A 21,362-nucleotide genomic window follows, 5' to 3' on the forward strand; every position below is an offset into this window, starting at 1 on the left:
CGGGTCGCATGCCGCCGGGCCCGACATACGCCATCAAGGCGGAGATTCCGGATCCGGCGGCGGCGACCTTCGTGTTCTCCCGGCAGAAGACGATGTACGGCGGCAAGCATGTTCGAGCCGGCGACGTCATCTTCCTGTTCGCCAGTGAGAACGAAGGCGGCCATGGGCTGATCGCCCGGGGCGTGGTCACCGCCGTCGAGGCCGTCCCCAGGATCCCGGGCGTCGATCGGCAAACGCCCCGGATCAGCCTCTCGGTCCGGCGCACGGCCACGGCGACGCGCCCGCTCGGCCGGCGGGAGCTGAAGCCGTTTGCCGATCCGAGGGACGGCGCCCCAGCGGCGGAGCTGAACTTCAAGTTCTATCGCCAGGCGACGAACAAGGTGGTCTGCCTGTCGGACGAAGCGGCGGCGTTTCTCGACGGCCACTTCATCTAGCGGGGAGCGGCCCTGCGCCGCCGCCCCGAACGAAAAGCCCCGGACGTCGCCGTCCGGGGCTCGATCGTTCAGCAGAAGCTGCGCGAAGGGCTTACGCCTCTTCGGCGGCGTCCTTCTGGATCTGACGCTCGGCGATACGGGCCGACTTACCGCGACGGTCGCGCAGGTAGTACAGCTTGGCGCGACGGACGACGCCGCGACGCTTCACTTCGATCGAGTCGATCATCGGCGACATGATCGGGAAGACCCGCTCGACGCCTTCGCCGAAGCTGATCTTGCGGACCGTGAAATTCTCGTGGAGGCCCGAGCCGGAACGGGCGATGCAGACGCCTTCGTACGCCTGGACGCGCTCGCGCTCACCTTCCTTGATCTTGACGTTGACGCGGACGGTGTCGCCCGGCTGGAAGTTCGGGGTCGAGCGGATCGCCTGCAGACGGGCGGTTTCTTCCTGCTCGAGTTCGGCGATGATGTTCTTGGCCATCGTCGTGTCCTTTCTGTCGTCGGGCTTTATCTGCCCTTTGGTTGTCGGTTGGCGAGGTGACGGTCCCAGAGGTCGGGCCGCCGCTCGCGGGTCGTCTCTTCACGCATCTGCCGGCGCCACTTGGCGACCTTTCCATGGTCGCCGGACACCAGCACCTCGGGGATGTCGAGCCCTTCGAACGTCCGCGGTCGCGTGTACTGCGGATGCTCAAGGAGACCGTCCTCGAAGCTTTCTTCACTCAGCGACTCCGGCTGGCCGAGCACTCCCGGAACCAGACGGACGCACGCCTCGATCGCCACCATCGCCGCCGCCTCGCCACCGGCCAGGACCGCGTCTCCGACGGAGACCTCCTCGAACCCCCGGGCGTCGAGCACCCGCTGGTCCACCCCCTCGAACCGGCCGCAGAGGACGATGATCCCCGGCGCCTCGGCCCATTGTTTCACACGCGCCTGGGTCAGGGGCCTGCCCCGCGCGCTCATGTACAAAAGCGGCCGTCCCGCGAGGTCGACGCTGTCGAGCGCCGCCGCGATTACGTCCGCCTTCATCACCTGTCCCGGACCGCCACCCGCGGGGGTGTCGTCGAGGAAGCCGCGCTTATCCTTGGAAAAGCCGCGAATGTCCACTGTTTCCAATCGCCACAGGTCCTGCTCGCGCCAGGCCGTGCCGATCAGCGAAACGCCGAGCGGGCCCGGAAAGGCCTCGGGAAACATGGTCAGGACGGTGGCGGTGAACGGCATGGGCGCGATCTAGCAGGCGGGGTCCTCGCGGTCGAATCCGTGGCCAGGGTCCTCCCCTCTGGGGGAGGCGGCTCGCCGCAGGCGAGACGGAGGGGGCCAGCAGCACCTGCAGCGCCTCAGAACTCCGCTCCCAGCCGCTCCAGACCCCCTCAGTCGGCTGCGCCGACAGCTCCCCCAGAGGGGAGCAACCGGGGGTCATTTCGCCGGCGACATCTCCAGGTGCAGTTCCTCGGCGAAGTCGGGATAGGGCGGGGCCGGATAGTCCAGCCGCGCCAGGCGGTCGGCGACGCACTGGGCGACCGGGTTGTCGGTGGTCTGGCGCACGGCGTCGAGCTTGCCGCCCTTGAAGCTGAGGATGACGGAGAAGTTCGGCCGCCCGGCCGGCGTGGCGCCCTGCCCGCAGGCGTCGAAGATCCCCCGGACCGACTTGCCCAGCACGGGCTGGAGGATCGTCTCGCGATAGCGGGTCGCGGCGGGGTCGTCCTCGTACTTCTCCGCCCGGACCCGGGCCTCGGCGTAGGCCAGCGCGGTGTCGGGCGCGGCGGCGAACATCAGCGAGGCGGCGGCGAGGCTGGTCAGGATCAAGGCTGTGTCTCCAAGGCTGCGGCAAACTGCGCAGCGTTCGATGGCGACAGCAAGGCCGCTTGCCCGCCCCGGCCGCCGGTCTTAATGGCGTTCACATGGAAGAGAGCGAAAACCTGATCGAGACCCTGGCCCTCGAGCCGATCGAGCTGAACCTGTTCCGCGGGGTGTCGCCCAACGAGGGCTTCCCGCGCATCTTCGGCGGACTGGTCATCGCCCAGGCGCTGCTGGCGGCCTACGAGACGGTCGAGGATCGCATCTGCCATTCGCTCCACGCCTACTTCATCCGCCCGGGCGACGTGACCAAGCCGGTGCTCTACGAGGTGGACCGCTCGCGCGACGGCGGCACCTTCACCACACGCCGGGTGATCGCGGTCCAGAACGGCAAGCAGATCTTCAACCTGGCCGCCTCGTTCCAGGTCGCCGAGGACGGGCTGGACTACCAGTCGCCGATGCCGGCGCATCCCGATCCCGAGACCGTGGCCACCGAGATGGAACAGGCCCTGGCCAGCAACAAGGACGTGCCGGCCCAGGTCATCGAGCACATGAAGCGCCGCCCGGTCGAGGTGCGCTGGCCCGACCCGCAGGACATCCTCAAGCCGGTCCCCAAGGCCCCGCGCAAGCAGGTCTGGATGCGGGCCAAGGCCCCAATCGGCGACTCGATCAAGCTGCAGCAGGCCTGCCTGGCCTACGCCTCGGACATGGCCTTCATGGAGACCGCGCTGCGCGTCCACGGCCTGACCTGGCGGACGCCGGGCCTGCAGTCGGCCAGCCTGGACCATGCCATGTGGTTCCACCGCCCCTGCGACTTCAACGACTGGGTGCTGTTCGACCAGGACTGCCCCTCGACATCGCAGGGCCGGGGCTTCATCCGGGGCGAGATGTACACCCGCGACGGCCGGCTGGCGGCCTCGGTCGCCCAGGAATGCCTGATGCGGGTGAAGACCTAGGGCGGAGGATCATCCATGCCGGCGCCGTTCTCCTCGATCCGGCTGGCCCGCTACGCGCCCGCGAGCCGCATGGCCGCGCACCACCATGACGAGGCCAGCCTCTGCCTGGTGCTGTCGGGCGACTACGAGGAGACGATCCGCGGCCGCGCCGCCGATCACGGCGCCGGCGCGCTGCTCTACTGCCCGTCGGGCGAGCCGCACGCCCAGCGCTTCGGCAAGCGCGGCGCGGTGAAGCTGCTGTTCCGGCCGACGGCGGCGACTCTCGACCATCTGGCCGAGCATGTGGCGCTGCGCGAAGCGCCGTCGCTGCGGTCGGCCCGGATCGGCGACCTGGGCCGGCGAATGGCCTTCGAGCTGGCGCTCGACGACCCGTTCTCGGCCGCGGCCATCGACGGCCTCTCGCACGAGCTGCTGGCCCTGTTCGGGCGAGGCGCCCGCGACACGGCCTCGGGACCCGAGCCCTGGCTCCGCGCGGCGCGCGACTACATCGAAGCCCATGCCGACCGACCGGTCAGCCTGGACGACGTCGCCCGAGCGGCCGGACGCCCGGCCGCACAGCTGTCGCGAGCCTTCCGGCGGACCTTCGGACGATCGGTCGGCGAGCATCAGCGACAACTCCGATTGGCGCGCGCGGCCGATCTGCTCGCCCATACGCGGACCCCCCTGAGCGAAGTGGCGCAGATCTGCGGCTTCTGCGACCAGGCTCACCTCAACCGCGCGTTCAAGGCCGAGACCGGCGTCACGCCCGCCGCCTATCGCCGCCTCTCCTAGATCCAAAACCGGCCTGGCGGTCCAAGACGCGGCGCCGCGGCGGCGCTTCAATGCTTCCTCTTGGACGTGAGTGAGTGAGCGCATGAAGACCGGCCGCCCGTTGATCGTCGCCCTGTCGCTGCTGGCGGCGAGCCCGGTTCCGGCCGCCGAGTCGAGCCACACGGCCTGGCGCGCCGATCTCGACCAGCTGGAAGCCGCGCTCGAGGCCTCCTACGCCAACCTGGCCTGGGCGGCCTCGCCGGAAAGCGGCGTCAACCTGCCCGCGGCCGACCGGCGGGCCCGGGCGGCGTTGGACGCCGCCACGACCGAGGACGAGGCCCGGGCGGCCTTGCGCGCCTTCGCGGCGAGTTTCCGGGACGGGCACGTCTCGGAGCTGCCGACGCTGTCGCCCGCCGCACCGCCCCCCGAGCCCGAACCGGAGACCGCCGCCCTCGACCCCGCCGATCCGGGCAGCGGTTGCGCGGCGCTGGGATTCGCCGCCACGGCGCCGATCGCCTTCTCCCTGCCGTTCGAAAGCCTGCCGGGTTTCAAGCTCGCCGGCGACGGGCTGAGCACGCCGTTCCGCGCGGGCGAGATCGTCGCGCCCGACGGCCGGAGAATCGGGGTGGTCCGGATCCAGAATTTCCGCCCCGCGCCCTTCCCGGACGTCTGCCGGCGCGCCTGGGCCGACCTCACGGCGGCGGGCAAGCCCATCACGGTCGGAAACCTGCGCACCGGCGCCCGCGACGCCTGGCTCGCCGCCCTGGCCGAGCAGCTTCGGCAGTTCCGGACGGACGGCGTGCAGAGCGTCATCGTCGACGTCGGCGGCAACAGCGGCGGCAACGACAGCGGCGACTGGATGGCCAGGCTGTTCACCGACAGGCCGGTCGCGTCGGCGCGCCTGCTGATGGTCGCCGGCCCGCAGGCTTCGACCTACCTCGACGAGGAGACCGACGCGCTCGACGAAGCGCTGAAGGCCGCATCCGCCCCGGAAACGAAGGTTGCGCTGCGCCGGGCTCTGGACGCGGTCTCCGCCAGCCGCAAGGCCCTGGCGAAACCGACCTGCGACCTGTCCTGGGTCTGGCGCGAACAACGCCCCTGGCGGCCGGAGGCCTGCAACAGGCTGGTCGGGGTGGGCTTCGCGGGCGGTCAGCTCAGCGACGCTCCGCCCGGAACGTTCGCCGATCGGGCGGCGGCCGGGGCGCTGTCCAGCGTCACCACGGTCGATCGCTGGCGCGGCGCCTGGACCGGCCCGGTCTACGTCCTCACCAACGGCAAGACCTACTCCTCCGCCGAGATGTTCGCCGCCGTCATGCGGGACAACGGCGTGGCGAAGACGATCGGAGACCGCACCGGCGGGGCCGGCTGCGGCTTCATGACCGACGAGACGCCGGTGACCCTGGCGGCGACGCGGCTGCGGTTCCGCATGCCCGACTGCGCCCGGCTGCGGGCCGACGGAACGGATGAGGTCGCCGGCGTCCGCCCCGACCTCCCCCTGCCGCCGCGCGAGGGCGAGTCGGAACGGGCGCGCGCCATGCGCGCCCTGCGGGCGGTCAGCGCCGATCTCGCCGCCGCGCCGTCTAGCCCCGCGGCCGGTCACGCCCGACCAGCAGCCAGGCGCTGAGCCCGGCGAGCACCGCGGCGACCGCGCCGACAATGACCGCGATCCGGAACCCCGCGGCCAGCGCCTCGCCGCTCGCGGCCAGGACCACGCCCAGCAGGGCGGTCGCGACCAGGCCGCCGGTGCGGGCCGCGGCGCTGTTGAAACCGGAAGCGGCCCCCGCGTGGGCTTCGTCGACCGACGACAGCACTGCGTTGGTGAGCGGGGCGGCGGCGCAGGCCATGCCCACCGCCACCAGCAGCACGCCGGGCAAGACGCTGGTCCAGTAGCTGGCGGCCGGCCCCATCCAGAGCATGGCCAGGAAGCCCGCGCCCACGATCAGCGGCCCGATGGTCAGCAGGCCCCGCGAGCCGAGGCGTCCAGCCAACCCGCCCATCAGCGGCGAGGCGGCGGCCATGACCAGCGGAAACGGCAGCAGCGCCGCCCCCGCGGCGGTCCCGCTGTAGCCGCCGGCCTGCATCAGCATGTAGGGAACCAGCAGGAACACCCCGCTCAGCGCCCCGTACAGCAGCACCGTCAGCACGGTCAGGCCGACGAAGCCGCGCGAGCCGAACAGCGCCAGCGGCATCATCGCCCGCTCGCCGCGTCGCTGTTCCACGACAAGGAAGGCTCCGGCTGTGACGAGTCCGGCGATCATCGCGGCGACCGCAGGAAGGGTCCAGCCGCCGGGGCCGGTCCCGATGGTCAGTCCCCAGGTCAGAGCGCCGAGCGACAGGGTGGCCAGGACGCCGCCGGCCCAGTCCAGGGGCTGCCGGCCGTCGGGGCGGGGCTCGTGCACATAGGCGAGCGCCAGGCCGATCGCGCCCGCCGCCAGCGGCAGGTTGATCAGGAAGATCGCCCGCCAGCCGACCGTGTCGATCAGCCAGCCGCCGAGCACGGGCCCGATCGCGCCGGCCACCGCGCCCATCGCCGCCCAGACGCCGATCGCGCGGCCCCGCGCTTCGCCAGTGAAGGACTCGCCCAGGATGGCCAGGCTGTTGGGCAACAACAGCGCCGCGCCCAACCCCTGCAGCGCCCGCCCCGCCAGCAGCCATTCCAGGCTCGGCGCCCAGGCGCAGACGATCGAGGCGACGGCGAAGATCGTGGTCCCGACCGTCAGCACCGTGCGCCGCCCGAACCGGTCGCCCGCCGCCCCGCCGAGCAACAGCAGCGCGCTCAGCGGCAACAGGTAGGCGTTGATCACCCACTGCAGGTCCTCGGCCCGGGCGTGGAAGTCGGCGGCGATCGCCGGCAGGCCGACGTTGACCACCGAGCCATCCACGAAGGCCAGGCTGGAGGCGAGGATGGTGGCGGCCAGGATCATCGCCGCATGGACGGGCGGGACAGGCCGGGCGGCCGGCCGCGCCGCCTGGGCGGAGGCGGCGTCGCAGGAGGCGTGAATGGCCTGGCTCATCGGAGGGTCTCCGCTGTCGCCGCCAGCCTACGCACGGCGCGGCCCCCGACGCTATGGATCGATGCGGATGCTCACGCGGTCGGGATAGAAGGCCAGGCAGTCCTTGATGGCCGCGACCGCCGGATAGGGCGTCTCATAGGTCCAGACCGCGTTCTCACCCGGGGCTCCGGCCGGCAGCAGGCTGAAGTAGCTGCAGTCGCCCTTGTACGGGCAGTAGGTCTCATGGTCCGTCCGCTCCAGCAGCTCCATCCGCACATCGGCGCGCGGGACGTACTGAACCGCGGGATAGGCGGCCTCCTGAAGCGTCAGCGCCGCCCGGGTGTCGACGATCACCTGGTCACCCAGGCTGATCACGACCCGGCCGGGCGTCGGCGTGATGGTGATGGGATGATCAGGTCCGGGAACCTTGATGGGCTTGTCGGCCATGGCTCTGCTCCGCGCGGCGGTGTGGCAGACATGGGCGCCCGATCGCCGGCGCGCTACTCGATCTCGTTGGGTCGCACGGCGACGATCAGGCCGTCGGCGATCTTCACCTCGGGCACGGCGTCGCGGGTGAAGGGCAGATACCAGGTCGGCCCGCCCTCTTCCGGAATGATCTCGAGGATGTCGCCGGCGCCGAAGTCCTGGACGGACTTCACCTTGCCGATCCGCTCACCCTCGGGCGTCACGGCGGCCAGGCCGATCAGGTCGGCGAGGTAGAACTCGTCCTCGTCCGGCTCGGGCAGGGCCTCGCGCGGGATGAAGAGGCGCAGACCACGCAGGGCGTCGGCCTGTTCCTTGGTCTCGATCCCGGAACAGCGGACGACGATGCCGTCCTTGCCCTCGCGAGCCGAGGTGATGGTCAGGGCGGGCGAGCCGTCCTGGCGCTTCAGCTCGCGAAAGCGGGCGAGCGCCAGGGGCTCTTCCGTGAAGGTGCTGATCCGCACCTCGCCGCGGACGCCAAAGGCGCCCGCGACGCGGCCGACGGCGATGAGACGGTCGTCGGCCGGCATGCGGTCTTAGGCTTGCTCTTCGGCGGCGGCTTCAGCGGCCGGAGCCTCTTCGGCAGCGGCTTCCTCGGCGGCGACTTCAGCAGCCGGGGCTTCCTCGACCGGAGCGGCCTCGGGTTCCGGAGCCGGAGCAGCGGCGGCGGCGGCAGCGGCGGCTTCAGCCTCGGCCTTGGCGGCGGCGGCGGCTTCGGCGCGGTCGGTTTCGCGCTGGGCGCGCTCGGCGGCGCGTTCCTCGGCCTTCTTGCCCGGCTTGCCCTTGTTCGGGTTATTGCCCTGCTTCCACTGGCCCACGCCTTCGGCGGCCAGGAAACGGGCGACGCGGTCGGTCGGCTGGGCGCCCTTGGCGATCCAGGCCTGGATCGACTCGAGCTTCAGCGTGACGCGCGGAGTCGGGCCGTCCTTGGGCAGCAGCGGGTTGTAGGTGCCGACCTTCTCGATGAAGCGGCCGTCGCGGGGCGAGTGGCTGTCAGCGACGACGATCGAGTAGTAGGGGCGCTTCTTGGCGCCGCCACGGGCGAGACGGATCTTCAGCATAACGGTAGTCCTCTAGGTCGTTCTATTTCTTGAACGGGTTGAAACCGGGCGGCAGCGCGGGGCCGCCGAGGCCCGGAAGCCCCCCGGGGTTGGGTGCGCCGCCGCCGAGGCCCTGGAGCTTCTGCTGCAGCTGTTCGAGTTCCTTCGCATCCGGCTCCGGCATCTTTCCGCCGCCGAGATTCTTGAGGCGGTTCATACCGCCGCCGCCCAGCATGCCGGCCATCTTCGCCAGGCCGGCGCCGCCGTTGCGGGTCATCATCTTCATCGCATCGGCCATCTGGCGATGCTGTTTGAGCAGCCGGTTGACCTCGGCCACGTCCACGCCGGCGCCGGCCGCGATACGGCGCTTGCGCGAGGCCTGCAGGAGGTCGGGCTTGCGGCGCTCGGCCTTGGTCATCGAGCCGATGATCGCGCGCTGACGGCCGATCGACTTGTCGTTCAGACCGGACTCGGCGATCTGCTTCTTCATCTTCTGGACGCCGGGCAGCATGCCCATCAGGCCTTCCATGCCGCCCATCCGCTCCATCTGGGCGAGCTGGTCGGCCATCATCTCCAGATCGAACTGGCCCTTGGCCAGCTTCTTGGCCATGGCCTCGGCCTTGGCCTGGTCAAGGTCGGCGGCGGCCTTCTCGACCAGCGCGACGACGTCGCCCTGACCCAGGATGCGGCCGGCCACGCGGCGGGCGTCGAAGACGTCCAGCGCCTCGACCTTTTCACCCGCGCCCAGGAACTTGATCGGCAGGCCGGTGACGGCCCGCATCGACAGGGCCGCGCCGCCGCGCCCGTCGCCGTCGGCGCGGGTCAGCACCAGGCCGGTCAGCGGCAGGCGCTCGTGGAAGGCCTTGGCCGTGCGGACGGCGTCCTGGCCGGTCAGGCTGTCGGCGACCAGCAGGGTCTCGGTCGGGACGGCGATCTGCGCGATCTGCGCCGCCTCGGCCATCATCTGCTCGTCGAGCGTGGTGCGGCCGGCGGTGTCGAGGATCAGGACGTCGTAGCCCGACAGCTTGGCCGCCTGCAGCGCGCGGCGGGCGATGTCGACGGCGCTCTGGCCGGCGACGATCGGCAGGGTGTCGACCTCGATCTGCTTGCCCAGCGTGGCCAGCTGCTCCATCGCCGCCGGACGGCGGGTGTCGAGCGAGGCCATCAGGACCTTCTTGCGGTCCGTCCTGGTCAGGCGCAGGGCCAGCTTGGCGGCGGTGGTGGTCTTGCCCGAGCCCTGGAGGCCGGCCATCAGGATGATCGACGGCGGGTTCAGCGCCAGCTTGAGGCCTTCGGCCTCTTCGCCGCCCAGCATCTCGACTAGGCCGTCGTAGACGATCTTCACCACCTGGTCGGCGGGACGGATCGAACGGATCACGGCCTCGCCGGTCGCGCTTTCCTTGGCCTTGGCGATGAAGTCCTTGACCACCGGCAGGGCGACGTCGGCCTCGAGCAGCGCGACGCGGACCTCGCGCAGCGCCTCGTCGATGTCCTTCTCGCCCAGCACGCCGCGACCGGAGAGCCGGTCGAATACGCCGCTGAGCCGTTCTGTAAGGCCTTCGAACATTCGTTACCTCAATCGCCCAAACGCAATTCGCCCCCGTGGACGATCACGTCGACGGGGGGCCTCGCCATCCTCGTCCCGCAATGAGATAGGCGCGGGGGTCGTGATGGTGGAGGGCGCTGAACTGCATCTGCGCCGGAAGGCGGGCCTTATGCGCGGAAAAGCCCCGGAAATCAAGATGCCTGCCCACCTCGTCGCGTGGGGCTTGACCATGACTACTTAGCATCGCTATATACCACTAGATAGCAACACTAAGTAGCTGGAGGCCTCGTGAGCAAGCAGATGACCGAGATGCTCAAGGGCACGCTGGAGGGCATCATCCTCGCGCTGCTCTCCAGGCGGCCCGCCTACGGCTACGAGATCACGTCGCGGCTGCGGGAGCAGGGCTTCTCCGACATCGCCGAAGGCACCGTCTACGCCCTGCTCGTCAGGAACGAGCAGAAGGGCCTGGTCGATGTCGAAAAGGTCCCCTCGGAGAAGGGGCCGCCGCGGAAGGTCTACGCCCTCAACGCCAAGGGGCGGGACTATCTCGAAGAGTTCTGGAGGACATGGAGCTTCCTCGCGGAACGGCTCGAACAGCTCCATGCGGAAAGGAAGTAGTCATGGCCATCGGATGGATCGAGCTGGTCACCGGATCGCTTGAGCAGAAAAAGCAGTACCGCGAGTGCAAGGCGCGCATCAAACGGCTCCCCGCGACCTATCGCGCCGCGTTCGAGGCGCTGGAGCGATACCTGATGTACGCCGGAGGCGTCGCCAAGGGCGACGTCGCGGTGCGGATGTACGGCGACCTCGTGGACCTGTTCGAGGAAAGCGCGGCGAACGGCGTCCCCGTCCGCGAGATCTTCGGCGAGGACCCGGCCACGTTCGTGGAAGCTTTCATCGCCAACTATGCCGACGGCCACTGGATCAACAAGGAGCGCGACCGCCTGATCGAAGCGATCGACCGCGCCTCGGGCGGCCGGGCATGACCCGGCCGCCGCTCGACATCGACACGAGGATCGCCCTTGCTCTGTGCATCGGCATCCTGTTCGTCGCCTACGTCGTGATGATCACCTATCGCCGAAGAGCTTTCTGGTAGCCCCGTCCACGGCGAGGGTCAGCCCCGCAGCTCGACCCCATTCCCCTCGGGGTCCTTGAGATAGATCGACAGGCCCTCGCCGCCGGCGCCGTAACGCAGGCCTTCCTCGCCCAGTTCGACGCCGTGCGCTTCCAGATGCGCCTTCACCCGGTCGATATCGAAGTCGCGGATGTTCAGGCAGAAGTGGTCGAGGTTGCGCCCCTCGGCGCCGGGCGCGGCGCCGCCCATGCGGCCCAGCTTGCCGTCGACCGGCACGATGTCGATCAGGTTCCGCCCGGCGCGCAGCTGAACCAGGCCGATGGCGTCCTGCCGCCGCTCGACGGTCAGCCCCAGCACCTCGGTGTAGAACCGCACCAGCCCCTCCCCGTCGCGGGCGCGCAGGACGATGTGGTCGATGCCGGTGATGTCGAGCATGGGGGTCTCCTTACAACTGACTCAAGAACGAACGAGCGCCCTCGGCTCCGACATGGCCATCGCCCATTCAAAGAAAAAGGCCCCAAAGAAAAAGGGCCGCGGTCCTCTCGAACCACGGCCCCTTCTCACTGTCGGCTGCGCCTACGAGGTCGGGAAGCCCCGGACCTTCAGCAGCGCCTTCACGTCCGGGTCGCGGCCGCGGAAGGCGCGGTAGGCTTCCGCGCGGTCCGTGCTGTTGCCCGGCGCCAGGATGATCGACTTGTAGCGCTTGGCGATGTCCGGATTGAACGGATCGCCGCTCTCCTCGAAGTAGGCCCAGGTGTCGGCGTCCATCACTTCCGACCACAGGTAGGAGTAGTAGCCGGCCGAGTAGGCGTCCGAGGTGAAGAGGTGATTGAACTGCGGCAGGCGGTGCCGCATCACGATCTCCTTCGGCATGCCGTAGCGCGCCAGGCTGTCGCGCTCGAAGGCGTCGATGTCGGTCGGCGGATCGGCGCGGGTGTGCAGGTCCATGTCGACCAGCGCCGACGACAGGTAGCTGACCGTCGCGTAGCCCTGGTTGAAGGTGCCCGAGGCGTCGATCTTCTCGACCAGGGCCTGCGGCATCGGCTTGCCGGTCTCGACGTGCTTCATGAAGCCGTCGAGGATCGGACGGGTCAGCACCCAGTGCTCGTGCACCTGCGAGGGGTACTCGACGAAGTCGCGCGGCGTGTTGCCGAGGTCGGGGTAGACCACGACCGACGACAGGTAGTGCAGCGCGTGGCCGAACTCGTGGAACAGCGTCTGGGCGTCGTCCAGCGAGATCAGCAGCGGTTGACCGGCCTCCGCCTTGGTGAAGTTGTTGTTGTTCGAGGCCAGGACGTTCTGCGGACCGTCGTAGGTCGAATGGGCCCGGTAGGTGGTCATCCAGGCGCCCGACCGCTTGCCCGGACGGGCGAAGTCGTCGGAATAGAACAGGCCGATGTGCTTGCCGCTGGCCTTGTCCTTGACCTCGAAGACCTCGACGTCCGGATGGAAGACCGGCACCGCGCCCTTGGCCAGCTTGACGAACTCGAAGCCGTACAGCCGGCCCGCCATGTAGAAGGCGCCCTGCTTGACGTTGTTGAGCTCGAAGTAGGGCTTCAGCTCGTTCTGATCGAGGTCGTACTTCGCCTTACGGACCTTCTCGGCGTAGTAGAGGTAGTCCCAGGGCTCGATGTCGTGACCGGCGATCTTGCGCATGTCGGCCACCTCCTCGGCGACGCGCGCCTTGGCCGGGGCCCAGACCCGCATCATCAGGTCGTTGGCCGCGGCCGGCGTCTTGGCCATGGTGTCCTGCATCCGCCAGGCGGCGTGATGCTCGAAGCCGAGCAGCTTGGCGCGCTGGGCCCGCAGCTTCACGATCTCGGCGATCGTGGCGTTGGTGTCGTTGGCGTCGCCGTTGTCGCCGCGGCTCACGAACTTGCGCCACACCTTCTCGCGCAGGGCGCGGTCGTCGGCGAAGGTCAGGAACGGGTCGACGGCCGAGCGGGTGTTGGCGATGACCCAGCCGTCGAGGTTGCGCGACTTGGCGGCCGCGGCGGCGGCGGCCTTGTTCGAGGCCGCCATGCCGGCCATGCCGGCTTCGGTCGGGATGACGGTCCAGCCCCGCTCGTCGCCGACCACCTTCTGGCCGAAGGCGGTGAAGGCGGCCGACAGGGCGGTGTTGATGCGGCCCAGCTCGGCCTTGCCGGCGGCGTCCAGCGCGGCGCCGTTGCGGACGAAGGCGTCGCGGCGGCGAGTGGCCACGCGGGTCTGCTGCGGCGACAGCTTGGCCGCGGCGGCGCCGTCGGCGACGGCCTTCACGCGCTTGAACAGCGCCTCGTTGAAGGTGATCTCGTCCTGGGCGGCCGACAGGATCGGCGACACCTCGGTGTCCAGCGCCTCATACTCGTTCGAGCCGATGTTCGAGGTCATGACGCCGAACACGGACATGGCGCGGTCCAGCGGCTCGCCGGCCATCTGCAGCGCCACCAGGGTGTTGGCGAAGGTCGGCGCGGCCTTGTTCTCGGCGATCGCCTTGATCTCGGCGCGCTGCAGGTCGATGCCTTCGAGGATGGCTTCGCGCAGCTTGGCGGCCGTGACCTTGTCCCAGGGCGGCACGCCGCCGTACGGACCGGTCCAGACCTGCAGCAGCTCGGCCTTCGGAGCCTGCTTGGGCAGGACGGCGCGCGCCGCCACGGCGTCGCGCTTCAGCACGTCCGCCGCCGGGGCCCCGAGATCCGCCGCCGAAGCGAAAGCCGGCGCGAGGAAGAGGCTGGCGCCCCCGATAAGAACCTGTCGTCGTTGCATAGTGGCTCCGTGACCAGAATATTTGGCCGGGACCCTATAGTCGCGTTACCCCCGCGTCACATGAACGGCCTGTAATGTGGCGGACACGCTTCCGTTACGGCGGCCGGAGCTCTAAAGCGAAGCCATGTCCATCGGCGTCTTCGATTCCGGAGTCGGGGGCCTCACGGTCCACCGCGCGCTCGTCGAGCGCTTCCCGCAGGCTGACTTCGTCTATCTGGCGGACCAGGCCAACGCGCCCTACGGAGGCCGGCCCGGCGAGGAGATCGTCGAGCTGACCAAGGCCGGCTGCATCCGCCTGTTCGACGCGGGCGCCAGCCTGGTCGTGCTGGCCTGCAACACCGCTTCGGCCATCGCCCTGCGCCGCCTGCAGCAGACCTGGCTGCCCGGCTATCGCCGCGAGACCGGCCGTTCGCTGAACGTGCTCGGCATCATCGTGCCGACCATCGAGGCGGCCACCGGCCTGCCCTGGGAGCACGAGGCGGATCGACGCGACGAGCAGGTGCAGAAGGTCGACATCCTGGGCGTCTTCTCCACTCCGGGCACAGCCAACAGCCGGGTGTTCGAGATCGAGATCGACAAGCGCAAGCAGGACCTGGCCGTCTTCTCCGAGCCCTGCCCGAACCTGGCCCGGCTGATCGAGCAGGACGCCTCGCGCGACGTGCTCCGGACCGAAGTCGAAGGGCATGTGAAGGTGCTGAAGAGCCGCGTCGGCCGCCACCCGGACCGGGCGGTGCTGGGCTGCACCCACTACGAGATCATCGCCGATCTGTTCCGCGACGCCCTGCCCGACGGCACGCCGCTGATCCACCAGCCCGGCGCCACCGCCGACGCGCTGGCCCGCTACTTCGAGCGGCACCCGGAGTACATCGCCGGCGCCGGCGGCGAGCGCCGTTTCCTGACCACGGGGACACCCGGCGAACAGAACGGCCTGGTTGCGACCTTCTGGGGCGCCCCCTTGCGGTTCGAGGCGGCCTGAGGCCACCCTTCCCCGAACCTGAACCTGGGGAGGTTGATCATGCGTGCAGCGTTCGTCCTGTCGGCCTTCGCGCTCGCGCTCGCCGCACCCGCCCAGGCGGAAGTGAAGTCGGCCGAGGGCGCCGTCGTGCGCATCGAGAACCGCGTCACGGTCGCCGCGCCGCCGGACAAGGTCTACGCCGCGCTCGGCGAGATCGGGAAGTGGTGGAACGGCCAGCACAGCTACACGGGCGACGCCGCCAACATGACCGTCGCGCTGGAGCCCGGCGCCTGCTTCTGCGAGCGCTTTCCGAAGGGCGGCGGCGTGAAACACGGCGAGGTCGTCCTCGCCTGGCCGGGTCAGATGCTGCGCATCGACGCCGCTCTCGGGCCGCTACAGGACGAGGGCGCGGCCGGCGCCCTGACCTTCAGCCTGAAGAAGACCGAAGCCGGAACCGAGGTGGTCCAGACCTACAACGTCGGGGGGCTACGGCCGGAGATGGTCAAGAACGCGCCGCTCTTCGACATGGTCGTCGGCGAACAGCTGAAACGCTTCAAGGCCTATGTGGAGACCGGCAAGCCTCAATAGATTGAGAGAGAAGGGGGGTCCGGGAGCCCGACGCACCGTGGGAGGGCATGGGTGCGGGGGCTCCCGGATCGGACGGCCGCCTTCGGGGGGAGGAGCGCGGCCGTCTGTCTTGATGGAGACAAGCTGTAAGTACGAGCCCCGCCCCTACAAATCCAATCGATATTTCTTTCCGACTCGATAGAGAGAGCCTCTATCGTCGACCGGCGCCGCCCATAAAGCCGCTCGATTGCTTTTTGCAGCGTCGATCGATCGGGCCTATCTTGCGTCCATGCTCCCGACGCTGCGCCAACTGCAATATCTGAAGCTGCTCTCCGAGCATGGCTCCTTCAGCCGCGCGGCCGAAGCGGCGCACGTGACACAACCGACCCTCTCGGCCGGCATCGCCGAGCTGGAGAAGATCCTCGGGGCGCCGGTCGTGGACCGCGCCCGCTCCGGCGTGATCCTGACCGCCGCCGGCGAGGAGGCCGTTCGGCGCGCCCGGCTCATCCTCGACCAGGCGGAAGACCTGGTGCAGGCGGCGCAGGGCGCCGGCCAGCCGCTGAGCGGGCGGTTCCGGTTGGGCGTGATTCCGACGGTCGCGCCCTTCCTGCTGCCCAAGGCCCTGCCGGCGCTGCGCGAGCGTTTTCCCAAGCTGCGGCTGTTCCTGCGCGAAGACCTGACCCATCGCCTGATCGCCTCGTTGCGGGCCGGGGCGCTGGACGCGGCGCTGATCGCCCTGCCCTACGACATGACCGGCCTCAATTGGGCCCATGTCGAGCACGACGAACTCCTGGCCGCCGTTCCGGACGGCCACCCGATCCTCGACAAGGACCGGAAGATCAATCCCGAGAGCCTGGCCCCGTCCGACCTGATCCTGCTCGAGGATGGCCACTGCCTGCGCGACCACGCCCTGGCCGCCTGCGGGCTGGAGCCGCCCAAGGCCAGCGACGAGGAGACCTTCGCGGCCACCTCGCTTCCGACGCTGGTGCAGATGGTGGGTTCAGGTCTGGGCGTCTCGTTCCTGCCGGCCATGGCCGTCGAGGCGGGCCTGGCCCAGCATGTGCCCGTGACCATCCGGCCCCTCGCGGCCGAGCATCCCAGCCGCGAGATCGTGGTCGCCTGGCGAGCCGGTTCCAGCCGGGCGAACGAAGGCCGCCTGCTGGCCGAGACGCTGCGGGGCGTGTGAGGCCCCGCAACCCCTTCTCCGTAGAGGATCGGCTAGACCGCCAGCGCCGCGCGGTTCGCCTCCAGGAAGCTGCGCAGAGTCTGGGGCGCGCGACCGCCGAACCGCTCGACGGCGTCGGTGATCACCTCGTGGTAGCCAGCCGCGGTCTGGGCGTCGAAGGCCGCCAGCATGTCGACGACGAACGGCGGCAGACCGGCCGCCGCCAGGCCCGAGACCAGCGCCTGCGCGTCGAGATCGACATGGGCGACCGGCTTGCCCGAGAGCTCGGACAGCAGCGCCGCGATTTGGTCCTGAGTCACCTGGGCCGGTCCCGTAACGTCGATGATCTCGCGTCCGGTCGCCGTCAGCAACGCGGCGGCGTCGGCGCGGGCGCAGTCCTCACGCGTCACGTAGGATCGACCGCGACCTCGTGTGGCGCTGAACAGCTTGCCCGAGGCGATGGCCTGCGGTCCGCTTCCCAACAGCAGGTCGGCATAGAGGGCGTGGCGCAGGAGGGTCCAGTCGAGGCCGGTCTCGACGATCGCCTGCTCGGTCCAGAAATGGTCGTCGAGAACTCCGCCTTCGGCCTGCGGCTGGGGCGAAGGCGCCGAGGTGTAGAGGAGGTGCTTGACCCCGACCTTCGCCGCCGCCGCGACGGCGGCGCGATGCTGGGCCAGGCGACGACCGGGCTCGGCGAGCGCATCGGTGCTGACGAGCAGCAGGCGGTCGGCGCCCGCGAAGGCGGCCTCCAGCGAGGCCGGGTCGTCGAAGTCGGCGCTGCGGATTTCAGCGCCGCGCGCGGCCAGGTCCGCCAGCTTGGCGACGTCGCGGCTGGTCGCGATCACGTCGGCGCCGGCGTCGAGCAGCAGTTCGACGACGCGGCGGCCGAGATGACCGCCGGCGCCGGTGACCAGCAGGCGGGGAGAGGATTGGGTCATCGTTCGATCTCTCGTTCTGATTCATGGTCTCATTTCGAGACCTGCTTCAAATGTGAGAGCGCCACGCCTACTTAAAGGAGGCACGGAAACGTCACCAGGTTACGCCAAGGGAACCGCCATGTCCGCCGCCGAGACGCTCACCCGCAGCCTCAACGCCTGGAAGGGCCAGACCTTCGACGCGGCGCGCTGTCCGGTGCGCGACGTCATCGACCACCTGGGCGACAAGTGGAGCACCCTGCTGATCATGGTGCTGGCCGACGGCCCGCAGCGCTTCAGCGCCATCCGCCGCGCCGTGCCCGACATCTCGCAACGCATGCTCACCCAGACCCTGCGCGACCTCGAGCGTGACGGCCTGATCGAACGAGAGGTGTTTCCGACCAAGCCGCCGAGCGTCGAATATCGCCTGTCGCCGCTGGGTCGCACCCTGCTCGATCCCCTGGCCGCCCTGGTCGGCTGGGCGGAGGGCGCTCACCCCCAGATCGTACGCGCCCGGACCGCCTACGATCAGGTCGCCTGACGGCGCTTCCGATATTTTTCGATATATCTATTGACTCGATACGCTTTCGATATATCTGATAGGTGCAGTTCAGATATATCGAGTAAGGATCGAAACATGCATCGCCATCATGGCTTTCATCATCACGAACATCACCGCTGGGGCCGTCACGGCTGGGGCGGACATCACATGCGCGGCGGCGGCCGCGGCGGGCGGTTCGGCCGCTTCTTCGACCACGGCGACCTGAAACTGGTCATCCTGCGCCTGATCGCCGACAAGCCGCGCCACGGCTACGAGATCATCAAGGAGATCGAGGAGCAGGCCGGCGGCGCCTATTCGCCCAGCCCGGGCGTGGTCTATCCGACCCTGACCTGGCTCGAGGAAATGGGCTTCGTCACCGCCGCCGACGCGCCGGGCGGCCGCAAGCTCTACACCGCCACGCCGGAAGGCGAGGCGCACCTGGCCGCCAATGAGGCCCAGGCCAGCGGCATCTTCCAGCGCATGGCCGAAGCGGCGGCCTCCAGCGCCGCCTTCTCGCCGCAGATCCTGCGGGCCCGCGAGAACCTGCGCACCGCCCTGAAGCTGAAGACCACCGGCGGATCGCTGTCCAAGGAGCAGATCGCGACCATCTGCGACGCCCTGGACGCCGCCGCCGCCGCCGTGGAGCGCGCCTGATGCAGAGCATCGCCAGCGTCTCCACGGCCCACGCGGCCCGGTACATGACTCAGCTGTGCAAACACTGGGCGCACAAGTTCCCGGTGACGTTCGACGAGGCGTCGGGACGGATCGAGCTGCCGCTCGGTCTGTGCCGGCTCACCGTCGGCCCCGGCGTCCTCGGCGTCGTGCTGGAGGCGGCGGATGACGCCGGTCTGCTCCGGCTGGAGGACGTCGTCGCCGACCATGTGAACCGTTTCGCCCATCGCGAGGGCGAGCTGGCGTTCGCCTGGACCCGGACCGCCTGACGCGTTCCGTGGGCGGCAACATCCGCCCACGGCGCGACTGCAACAAAACTGTCCGACAACCATCACCGAGCCGTCTTCGCCGGTGACTATGCCCTCCCCCGTTTCTGATCGCGGCCTGTCCGAGCCCAGGACCGCGTCGCACATGGGGGATATCCGAAATGAGGAAGACCGCGCTGTTCGCGCTGGCGGCGCTCACGCCGCTGGCCTTCGCCGCCCAGGCGCTGGCCGCCGACGGGGCGATCGCCACCGCCGCCGACGCTCCGACCAATGTCGAGGCGTTGATCGTCACCGGCGAGATCACCTATCGCAACCGCACCGAAGACGCGGCGCCGGTCCTCTCCTACGACCAGGAGTACTTCCAGCGGTTCGAGCCGGTCTCGGCCGGCGATGCGATGAAGCGCGTGCCCAGCGTGACCTTCCTGTCGGACGTCCTGGAATCGGACGGCGCCCGCCTGCGCGGCCTGGACCCGGGCTACACCCAGATCCTGATCAACGGCGAGAAGGTGCCCGGCGCCCTGGCCGACCGGTCCTTCTTCGTCGACCGCATTCCGGCCGAACTGCTCGACCGGATCGAGATCATCCGCGCGCCGTCGGCCAACCGCAGCGGCGACGCCGTCGCCGGCGCCCTGAACATCGTGCTGCGCGACGCCCTGACCCTGAACGGCGGCTACGTCCGCGGCGGCGTCACGCGCTACAACGACGACAAGTTCGCCGGTAACGCCGGCGTCTACTGGGGCGGCGAAGTCGGCCCCGGCCGCCTGCTGATCGGCGCCAACGTCCAGGGCCGCCGCGCGCCCAAGGAAAAGACCAGCTGGCGCTACAAGACGCCGGGCGGCGCGCTGGACAACATCGAGGTCCAGACCGACGTCCGCGACGGCACCGACTACTCGTTTAACGCCAGCTACGACGTCGCCGTCGGCGGCGGCGACCTGACCCTGGAAGGCTTCTTCGTCCGCACCGATCGCCTGCAGGACGAGGACTCCCTGGAGTACCGCGGCGGCATCCGCGACAACGCCAACCTGCTCACCGCCAACGACAACGACCTCGACATCCTGACCGACAGCTGGTCGCTCCGCGGCAAGTACGTCCGCGACATGTTCGGCGGCCGCTCCAAGTTCAAGCTGGGCTACTCGGAACTGAAGGACGACCAGTTCGAGTTCGAGCAGGAGCTGGAGTTCCTGCGCGACGCGGCGCCGTTCCCCGACGCCGACCGCTTCACCCGCGACGAAACCAGGACCGACCTCAAGGACAGCGAGCTCAGCGCCGAACTCGAGCATGAGCGTGACATCGGCTTCGGAAAGCTGTCGTTCGGCGTTCAGTACGTCGACAAGAGCCGCGACAACCTGGTCACCGAGCGCCGCAACCGCTTCAACGTCGCCAACGGCGTCAACGGCGGGTTCGCCTATCCCGCGCCGACGGGCTCGTGGACCGACCAGGGCTTCGGCAAGGTCGCCATCGAGGAGACCCGGATCGACCCCTATGTGATGCTGAACGGCAAGACCGACCTGGTCACCTGGGAAGTCGGCCTGCGCTACGAGACCACCGACACCAAGATCACTGACGACAGCGGCGGCGTCGGGGCGGCCGACCGGGTCACCGAGAACGACTACGCCTTCCTCCTGCCGTCGGCGAACTTCAAGTTCCGTGCGGGCGACAACGGCCGCATCAACCTCTCGGTCGGCCGCACCGTGCGTCGCCCGAACTTCGACTCGCTGCAGCCGATCCTGCTCAAGGACGAGTACGGCGACGACCAGGACTTCATCGGCAATCCGAACCTGAAGCCCGAGACCGCCTGGGGCCTGGACCTCGGTTACGAGCGCCGGCTGCCCGGCCGCGGCGTCGCCGGCGTCAACGTCTTCTACCGCCAGATCTCCGACCTGATTGAAGAAGACCTGCTGAGCGTCGACAGGACCGATCCGGCCGCCGTCAAGCGCGTCTACACCTCGAAGAACGTCGGCGACGGCAAGGTCTGGGGCGTGGAGTTCGACCTGTCGACCCCCCTCACCTTCATCGGCCTGGAAAACACCGGCGTGTTCCTGAACTACAGCTGGCTCGATAGCGACATCAATGATCGCTACGGCAGCCGCAGGTTCAACAGCCAGTCCAACTACGTGTTCAACGTCGGCTTCATCCAGGATCTGCCCAGCTGGGAGGCCGCCTTCGGCGTGACCTACCGCAAGCAGGGCAACGCCTGGAGCCGGATCACGCTCGAGGAGGTGCGCACCGAGTACGGCGGCGACCTGGAGATGTTCATCGAGAAGCGCATCGGCGAGCGCCTGGTCGTCCGCCTGACCGGCCAGAACCTGCTCGACTCCTCCAAGGACGAGGTCTTCGACAAGTTCGGCTCGATCCAGGACCAGATCGACCGCAAGCACGACGAATACGAGATCGAGACCGAGAAGGCCGGTCCGGTGTTCCAGCTGACCGCCCGCTACGCATTCTAGGCCCACTACCCTCCCCCCA

At 69.4% G+C, this 21,362-nt stretch carries 24 protein-coding genes; 13 read left to right on the forward strand and 11 right to left on the reverse strand.

Annotated elements, in window-relative coordinates:
• The first annotated feature begins 8 nt into the window (after nt 1-8).
• The gene (locus CSW64_RS19625) at nt 9-434 is read left to right on the forward strand and encodes a hypothetical protein (RefSeq protein WP_099623680.1); all 426 of its coding nucleotides are present in this window, start codon (nt 9-11) and stop codon (nt 432-434) included.
• Nucleotides 435-525: 91 nt separating this feature from the next.
• On the opposite strand, the gene rplS is transcribed toward CSW64_RS19625, so the two are convergent.
• The 3 genes from rplS to CSW64_RS19640 all read right to left on the reverse strand — a co-directional run bounded on the left by rplS (nt 526) and on the right by CSW64_RS19640 (nt 2,237).
• On the reverse strand, nt 526-915 hold the full coding sequence (gene rplS, locus CSW64_RS19630; protein ID WP_099623681.1) for a 50S ribosomal protein L19: 390 nt from the start codon (nt 913-915) through the stop codon (nt 526-528).
• 26 nt (nt 916-941) lie between these two features.
• Entirely contained in the window at nt 942-1,652 is a 711-nt protein-coding gene (gene trmD / locus CSW64_RS19635) for a tRNA (guanosine(37)-N1)-methyltransferase TrmD (RefSeq protein WP_099623682.1), read from the reverse strand.
• 195 nt (nt 1,653-1,847) lie between these two features.
• Nucleotides 1,848-2,237, reverse strand: coding sequence for a hypothetical protein (locus CSW64_RS19640; protein WP_099623683.1), 390 nt, complete (start codon nt 2,235-2,237; stop codon nt 1,848-1,850).
• A 95-nt stretch (nt 2,238-2,332) separates the two neighbouring features.
• Here CSW64_RS19640 and CSW64_RS19645 point away from each other — a divergent pair, with 95 nt between their 5' ends.
• The 3 genes from CSW64_RS19645 (at nt 2,333) to CSW64_RS19655 (ending at nt 5,558) form a co-directional block, all read left to right on the forward strand.
• Nucleotides 2,333-3,184, forward strand: a complete 852-nt coding sequence (locus CSW64_RS19645; RefSeq protein WP_099623684.1) for an acyl-CoA thioesterase — start codon at nt 2,333-2,335, stop codon at nt 3,182-3,184.
• 15 nt (nt 3,185-3,199) lie between these two features.
• A complete protein-coding gene (locus tag CSW64_RS19650; RefSeq protein WP_099623685.1) occupies nt 3,200-3,955 on the forward strand; it encodes an AraC family transcriptional regulator in 756 nt (251 codons plus the stop codon).
• Nucleotides 3,956-4,037: 82 nt separating this feature from the next.
• Nucleotides 4,038-5,558 carry a S41 family peptidase gene (locus tag CSW64_RS19655; RefSeq protein ID WP_099623686.1) on the forward strand — a complete coding sequence of 507 codons (1,521 nt, stop codon included), beginning with the start codon at nt 4,038-4,040 and terminating at the stop codon, nt 5,556-5,558.
• On the opposite strand, the gene CSW64_RS19660 is transcribed toward CSW64_RS19655, so the two are convergent.
• Genes CSW64_RS19660 through ffh form a run of 5 tightly spaced genes read right to left on the reverse strand, consistent with a single transcriptional unit; the run spans nt 5,515 to nt 10,017 of the window.
• On the reverse strand, nt 5,515-6,948 hold the full coding sequence (locus CSW64_RS19660) for a DHA2 family efflux MFS transporter permease subunit (protein ID WP_099623687.1): 1,434 nt from the start codon (nt 6,946-6,948) through the stop codon (nt 5,515-5,517). The genes CSW64_RS19655 and CSW64_RS19660 overlap by 44 nt on opposite strands.
• A gap of 51 nt (nt 6,949-6,999) precedes the next feature.
• The gene (locus CSW64_RS19665; RefSeq protein WP_099623688.1) at nt 7,000-7,374 is read right to left on the reverse strand and encodes a DUF427 domain-containing protein; all 375 of its coding nucleotides are present in this window, start codon (nt 7,372-7,374) and stop codon (nt 7,000-7,002) included.
• Between the two features lie 53 nt (nt 7,375-7,427).
• The gene (rimM, locus tag CSW64_RS19670) at nt 7,428-7,940 is read right to left on the reverse strand and encodes a ribosome maturation factor RimM (protein ID WP_099623689.1); all 513 of its coding nucleotides are present in this window, start codon (nt 7,938-7,940) and stop codon (nt 7,428-7,430) included.
• A 6-nt stretch (nt 7,941-7,946) separates the two neighbouring features.
• Nucleotides 7,947-8,471 (reverse strand): 30S ribosomal protein S16, encoded by a 525-nt coding sequence (rpsP, locus tag CSW64_RS19675; protein ID WP_099623690.1) that lies wholly within the window; start codon nt 8,469-8,471, stop codon nt 7,947-7,949.
• A 22-nt stretch (nt 8,472-8,493) separates the two neighbouring features.
• Entirely contained in the window at nt 8,494-10,017 is a 1,524-nt protein-coding gene (gene ffh / locus CSW64_RS19680) for a signal recognition particle protein (RefSeq protein WP_099623691.1), read from the reverse strand.
• Between the two features lie 267 nt (nt 10,018-10,284).
• Here ffh and CSW64_RS19685 point away from each other — a divergent pair, with 267 nt between their 5' ends.
• On the forward strand, nt 10,285-10,614 hold the full coding sequence (locus CSW64_RS19685) for a PadR family transcriptional regulator (protein ID WP_099623692.1): 330 nt from the start codon (nt 10,285-10,287) through the stop codon (nt 10,612-10,614).
• 2 nt (nt 10,615-10,616) lie between these two features.
• Nucleotides 10,617-10,982, forward strand: coding sequence for a DUF1048 domain-containing protein (locus tag CSW64_RS19690; RefSeq protein WP_099623693.1), 366 nt, complete (start codon nt 10,617-10,619; stop codon nt 10,980-10,982).
• A 128-nt stretch (nt 10,983-11,110) separates the two neighbouring features.
• Here CSW64_RS19690 and CSW64_RS19695 read toward each other — a convergent pair whose 3' ends face one another.
• Together CSW64_RS19695 and CSW64_RS19700 are read right to left on the reverse strand one after the other, a co-directional pair.
• Nucleotides 11,111-11,506, reverse strand: a complete 396-nt coding sequence (locus tag CSW64_RS19695; protein WP_099623694.1) for a VOC family protein — start codon at nt 11,504-11,506, stop codon at nt 11,111-11,113.
• 141 nt (nt 11,507-11,647) lie between these two features.
• Nucleotides 11,648-13,816, reverse strand: coding sequence for a M3 family metallopeptidase (locus tag CSW64_RS19700; protein WP_099623695.1), 2,169 nt, complete (start codon nt 13,814-13,816; stop codon nt 11,648-11,650).
• Nucleotides 13,817-13,940: 124 nt separating this feature from the next.
• Between CSW64_RS19700 and CSW64_RS19705 the strand changes: the two genes are divergently transcribed.
• The 3 genes from CSW64_RS19705 (at nt 13,941) to CSW64_RS19715 (ending at nt 16,524) form a co-directional block, all read left to right on the forward strand.
• Complete coding sequence (locus tag CSW64_RS19705) at nt 13,941-14,792, forward strand: glutamate racemase (protein WP_099623696.1); 852 nt, start codon at nt 13,941-13,943, stop codon at nt 14,790-14,792.
• 39 nt (nt 14,793-14,831) lie between these two features.
• Nucleotides 14,832-15,359: an SRPBCC family protein gene (locus CSW64_RS19710; protein WP_099623697.1), complete on the forward strand. Its 528-nt coding sequence runs from the start codon at nt 14,832-14,834 to the stop codon at nt 15,357-15,359.
• A 268-nt stretch (nt 15,360-15,627) separates the two neighbouring features.
• Entirely contained in the window at nt 15,628-16,524 is an 897-nt protein-coding gene (locus CSW64_RS19715) for a hydrogen peroxide-inducible genes activator (protein ID WP_099623698.1), read from the forward strand.
• Between the two features lie 32 nt (nt 16,525-16,556).
• On the opposite strand, the gene CSW64_RS19720 is transcribed toward CSW64_RS19715, so the two are convergent.
• Nucleotides 16,557-17,441 (reverse strand): NAD(P)H-binding protein, encoded by an 885-nt coding sequence (locus CSW64_RS19720; RefSeq protein ID WP_099623699.1) that lies wholly within the window; start codon nt 17,439-17,441, stop codon nt 16,557-16,559.
• A 118-nt stretch (nt 17,442-17,559) separates the two neighbouring features.
• On the opposite strand from CSW64_RS19720, the gene CSW64_RS19725 reads away from it, so the two are divergent.
• From CSW64_RS19725 to CSW64_RS19740, 4 genes are all read left to right on the forward strand, one after another.
• Nucleotides 17,560-17,958, forward strand: coding sequence for a winged helix-turn-helix transcriptional regulator (locus CSW64_RS19725; RefSeq protein ID WP_099623700.1), 399 nt, complete (start codon nt 17,560-17,562; stop codon nt 17,956-17,958).
• 96 nt (nt 17,959-18,054) lie between these two features.
• Nucleotides 18,055-18,612 (forward strand): PadR family transcriptional regulator, encoded by a 558-nt coding sequence (locus CSW64_RS19730; RefSeq protein ID WP_099623701.1) that lies wholly within the window; start codon nt 18,055-18,057, stop codon nt 18,610-18,612.
• Nucleotides 18,612-18,899 carry a DUF2218 domain-containing protein gene (locus CSW64_RS19735; RefSeq protein WP_099623702.1) on the forward strand — a complete coding sequence of 96 codons (288 nt, stop codon included), beginning with the start codon at nt 18,612-18,614 and terminating at the stop codon, nt 18,897-18,899. Before CSW64_RS19730 ends, CSW64_RS19735 begins: the two co-directional genes overlap by 1 nt.
• A gap of 158 nt (nt 18,900-19,057) precedes the next feature.
• Nucleotides 19,058-21,343 (forward strand): TonB-dependent receptor plug domain-containing protein, encoded by a 2,286-nt coding sequence (locus CSW64_RS19740; RefSeq protein ID WP_099623703.1) that lies wholly within the window; start codon nt 19,058-19,060, stop codon nt 21,341-21,343.
• Nucleotides 21,344-21,362: the final 19 nt, after the last annotated feature.

This window comes from Caulobacter mirabilis (genome assembly GCF_002749615.1).
GTDB lineage: Bacteria > Pseudomonadota > Alphaproteobacteria > Caulobacterales > Caulobacteraceae > Caulobacter > Caulobacter mirabilis.